1 protein-coding gene is annotated in these 513 nt (G+C 37.2%); it reads right to left on the bottom strand.

Features of this window, described 5'->3' with window-relative positions:
• Window positions 1-100: 100 nt before the first annotated feature.
• Window positions 101-466 (bottom strand): MobC family plasmid mobilization relaxosome protein, encoded by a 366-nt coding sequence (locus tag D8863_RS10975; protein WP_000401233.1) that lies wholly within the window; start codon window positions 464-466, stop codon window positions 101-103.
• Window positions 467-513 lie beyond the last annotated feature (47 nt).

The following is a 513-nucleotide window of genomic DNA, read 5'->3' as shown; positions in this document are numbered from 1 at the left end:
ATCATAATCCGACACTAAGGTAAGATTTTTTGTTTTATCAGGATTGAGAATATACTTGATGAGCTTTCTGCGATAACTCTTTCCATGAATGGCAAAATGCTTAGTGATGACCATGGAACTCCCTCAGCTTTTGAGCTTGTATTGTAAATTCTTTCTCAACTTCTTTTATCAATTCAGCGATTCCCTTTTTCAACTCTTGCAATTCTTCGCTAGAAATCAACTGAGATTGGTTCACACTTCGAGCAATCTGATTGATGTTATTGCCAATCCTCTTCAACTCAAACACTAAGTCTTGGTAGCCATTTGTATCAATGGTGATGAAATTCATTCCAGGGTCAAGTAGGGTGCGTCTCGCATATTCAGAAAAAGATTGGCAGCTACTTTGGTCGATATTTCTATTTAGTTGGTTCAACTCAATATCAGACAAAAACACTTTCTTGAGATTGATTCGGTAACGATGTTCCATGTGTCTACCTCATATATTTGTCTTGGAAGTCTTGACTGAGAGGAATG

The organism is Streptococcus oralis (assembly GCF_003943825.1).
Classification (GTDB): domain Bacteria; phylum Bacillota; class Bacilli; order Lactobacillales; family Streptococcaceae; genus Streptococcus; species Streptococcus oralis_CD.
Note: the sequence above shows the minus strand (reverse complement) of the source record. Positions and strands in the feature narration are given on the sequence as shown.

Bases quoted from the DNA above. Each gene is read 5' to 3' on its own strand.
- D8863_RS10975 (WP_000401233.1), bottom strand. From the start codon at position 466: ATGGAACATCGTTACCGAATCAATCTCAAGAAAGTGTTTTTGTCTGAT.